The following is a 3,865-nucleotide window of genomic DNA, read 5'->3' on the forward strand; positions in this document are numbered from 1 at the left end:
TCTCGATTCCGACCGCCGGGCACGTGATTGCGGCGTACGCCATCGGGGTTGTGGTGGGGGCGCCGGTGATTGCGGCGTTGGGGGCTCGGACCGGGCGGAAGCGGTTGCTGCTCGGGCTGATGGCGATGTTTGTGGTGGGCAACGTTTTGTCGGCTGTTGCTTCGAGCTACGAGATGTTGATGGCGGCGCGGTTCCTGACCGGGGTGCCGCATGGTGCGTTCTTCGGGATCGGGGCGGTGGTCGGGGCCTCGATGGTGCCGGCGAACCGGCGGGCGTGGGCCGTGTCGATGATCATGGTCGGGCTGCCGGTGGCGAACATCATCGGCGTACCGCTGACGACTCTCCTCGGCCAAGGACTGGGATGGCAGGCGCCGTTCCTGGCGGTTGGTGGGCTCGGGTTGCTGACGCTGGTGGCCGTCTGGTTCTGGGTGACGCCGCAGCCGGTGGGTAGCGAGACGAACGTGCGCAGTGAGTTGAGTGCACTGGCCCGGCCGCAGGTGTGGATGGCGTTGCTGGTCGGGATGGTCGGGTTCGGCGGCATGTTCGCGACGTACTCGTACATCACCCCGACGATGACGGAGCTGGCCGGCTTCTCCACGGCCGCGGTCACGATCGTGCTGGCGACGTACGGCGTGGGGATGACCTGCGGCACGCTGATCGGCGGTCGGCTGGCCGACCGGGCGCTGATGCCGAGCCTGTACGGCGGCCTGATCGCGGTGACCGTCGTACTCGGAGTGTTCGGGTGGATGGCGAACACCAAGCCGACCGCGCTGATCGCGGTGTTCCTGATGGGCGGTTCGGCGAGCATCCTGATCCCCGCCCTGCAGACGCGTTTGATGGACGTCGCCCACGAGGGTCAGTCGCTGGCCGCTTCGTTGAACCACTCCACGCTCAACATCGCCAACGCGCTCGGCGCCTGGCTCGGCAGCCTCGTGCTGGCGGCCGGCTACGGCTACGAATGGCCGAGCCGGGTCGGCGCTGCACTGGCGGTCGCTGGGCTGATCTTCGCGGTGATCTCGGGCCTGATGGACCGCCGTACGGCGAAATCAGGGGACAACCAGGTCATCGCCTGACCGGATCGCTGGGTATCACCTGGTTGGATCGGGGTATGGCGACTATGACGTTCAGCGCCGCCGATCAGGTACGGCGGCGTGGGCTTCGGCAGATGCGATTGGTCGCACTGTCGTTGCTGGTGCTGGCTGCGATCATCTATGTGATCACGCTGCACCGTGACGGCGGCTGGGGCTACGTGAATGCGGCCTCCGAGGCGGCGATGGTTGGTGCGCTGGCCGACTGGTTCGCGGTGACCGCGTTGTTCCGGCATCCGCTGGGGTTGCCGATTCCGCATACCGCGATCGTGCCGACCCGCAAGGACATGCTGGCCGAGAGCCTCGAGCAGTTCGTCACCGAGAACTTCCTCTCCGAGGAGGTCGTGGCGGAGAAGATGCAGTCGGCCGATGTCAGCCGCCGGGCCGGCGAGTGGCTGGCCGCGGGCAACCATGCCGAGCGGATTGTCGCGGAAGGCGCTCGGACGATCGGGGCCGCGCTGCCGAAGCTCGGGGACGACGACGTGACGGCGTTCGTCCGGGGGTCGCTGCTGCCGCGATTCGTCCAGGAGCCGCTGAGCCCGATCGCCGGTCACTTCCTCGAGTCGGTCGTCGACGACGGCGCTCATCACGCGCTGTTCGATCTGCTGATGATCGAGGCGCACGACTGGCTGAGCGACAACCGCGAACTACTCGCCGACGTGGTCGGACCGCGCGCACCGCGGTGGTCGCCGATGTGGGTCGACCGGCTCGTCGTGGACCGGATTCATCGCGAGGCGCTCGCCTGGCTGGCCGACGTACGGGACAACCAGAACCACGCGGCCCGGCATGCCGTCGACCGGCTGCTGCGGAAGCTCGCCGTCGACCTGCAGAACGACCCCGAGACGATGGAGCGGTTCGAGGCCTTCAAGGCGCGGATGCTCACCCACCCCGACATGGGTTCCAGCCTCACCGCGGTCTGGGATTCGTTGCGCACGGCACTCATCGACTCGATCCAGGACCCGGCGAGCACCCTCCGGGTCCGCGGGGTGAAGGTGATCCAGGATCTGGGTCAGCGGTTGCAGGACGACGACGTACTGCGGGGGAAGGTCGACGCCCGCGCCACCGAGGCGGTCAGCTACGTCATCCGCACCTACGGCACCGAGATCGTCTCGGTCATCTCCGACACGATCGCCCGCTGGGACGGCCGCGAGGCGTCGGCCCGGATCGAACTGCACGTCGGTCGCGACCTGCAGTTCATCCGGATCAACGGCACCGTCGTCGGCGCCCTGGTCGGCCTGGTCATCCACACCGTCAGCCAACTCCTCTGACCCATTTGACTGGGTAGGCAGCGAAATTGGGGGTTCTACACCGTTAACCACGGTGCAGAACCCCCGATTCGAGTGCCTAACCAGCCAAATCAGATGCCGCAGCTGGGGGCGCTCCAGTAGTTGGTGGTGCGGATGTCGAGGTGGGCGTGGTCGTTGTGACCGGAGAAGCCGGGGCCGAGGATGCCACCGAAGCCGTGGCTGCGGGCCTGCTTGACCAGCGCGCACAGCGAGTGTGAACCGACCAGGTCGGCCGCGCGGCCGTAGAGGTGCTGACTGTCGCTGGCACCGCCGACCGAGCGGTTGCACGGGATGCTGCGGAATCCGCTCGAGATGTTCAGCGCCTTGTCCCCCATGGCGTGCCGCATGGCTTGGAGCTGCCACATGGTCTGGAGCGCGTTGGCCTTGGTGACCGCCTCACTCAGCGGACCGCCGTCGTATCCGGAACCGCCGCAGCCGTCGTCGAGTTCGGCGTACGTGAAGTTGATCGGGGTGCAGTCGTCGTCCTGCAGCTCGTAGATCTTCCGGAACGTCGCGTCACCGGCAACGCCGTCCGATCCGAGCCCGTACGCCGTTTGGAACCGGCCGACGGCGGCCGCCGTGGCGGGGCCGTATTCACCGTCGGTCGCCAGATGAGCGCCGTACCCGGGATAACCGGCCACGCGGATCTGCAACTGCTTCACATCGGCGCCACTCATGCCTTGGCTGAGTTGACGGGTCCACGTGTAGCAGCCGTCGGCGTGCGCCTTCGGGGCGGTGACGAACTGGGTGGTCAGGGTCGCGGCCAGCATCGCCGTGAACAGCAGGAATATGGCGGCGAGCCGCGGCAGCGGGCGGCCGGCTAGTCGGGAGAAGAGTTGGGACATGACAACCTCCGGGCGGTGAAGTGACTTGTCTGCGGACAACAGTGCGGCAAGATTCACCGGTTTACCAGGGAAAGTCCGGAACTTTCTTCCGAACAGGCAACCAAATCCCGGGGACACCTGGTCAGGCAGGATGTGACCATCAAGGTGAACGCGCTCACTGTGCGTGACAGAGAAACGGGGCCGCCGGTGACATCGACCGAGGGATTCGACGCCTTCGTCGCCGCCCGCTCCGGCCGCCTGCTGCGGACGGCGTACCTGCTCACCCACGACCACGCGCTGGCCGAGGATCTGGTGCAGACCGCCCTCGCCAAGGCGTGGTTCGCCTGGAACCGGATCGAGGGTGACAACCCCGAACCGTACGTCCGCAAGATCATGGTGAACACCTACGCCTCCTGGTGGCGCCGCCGCTGGACGCACGAGATCCCCAGCGACGAACTCCCCGAGAGCTCTGCGGCCGGCCCCGAGTACCAGGGCGATCTCTGGGAAGCGCTGCAACGACTCCCCCGCCGCCAGCGCGCCGTGATCGTCCTGCGTTACTACGAGGACCTGACCGAGGCCGAGACCGCCCGCCTCCTCGGCACCAGCGTCGGCACCGTCAAAAGCCAAGCCAGCAAGGCCGTAGCCAAACTCCGCCTGGACCCCGCCC

General features: G+C 67.3%; 4 protein-coding genes. 3 read left to right on the plus strand and 1 reads right to left on the minus strand.

What is annotated here, in order from left to right:
- Positions 1-1,073, plus strand: a 1,073-nt coding sequence (locus E1261_RS43755) for an MFS transporter (RefSeq protein WP_132416125.1), incomplete at its 5' end; no start/stop codon positions are given.
- Positions 1,074-1,108: 35 nt separating this feature from the next.
- A complete protein-coding gene (locus tag E1261_RS43760) occupies positions 1,109-2,356 on the plus strand; it encodes a DUF445 domain-containing protein (RefSeq protein ID WP_132416127.1) in 1,248 nt (415 codons plus the stop codon).
- 89 nt (positions 2,357-2,445) lie between these two features.
- On the opposite strand, the gene E1261_RS43765 is transcribed toward E1261_RS43760, so the two are convergent.
- On the minus strand, positions 2,446-3,219 hold the full coding sequence (locus E1261_RS43765; RefSeq protein WP_238176830.1) for a D-Ala-D-Ala carboxypeptidase family metallohydrolase: 774 nt from the start codon (positions 3,217-3,219) through the stop codon (positions 2,446-2,448).
- A 186-nt stretch (positions 3,220-3,405) separates the two neighbouring features.
- Between E1261_RS43765 and E1261_RS43770 the strand changes: the two genes are divergently transcribed.
- Positions 3,406-3,865, plus strand: a 460-nt coding sequence (locus E1261_RS43770; protein WP_132416129.1) for a SigE family RNA polymerase sigma factor, incomplete at its 3' end; no start/stop codon positions are given.

It is taken from the genome of Kribbella albertanoniae (assembly GCF_004348455.1).
GTDB classification, from domain to species: Bacteria; Actinomycetota; Actinomycetes; order Propionibacteriales; family Kribbellaceae; genus Kribbella; species Kribbella albertanoniae.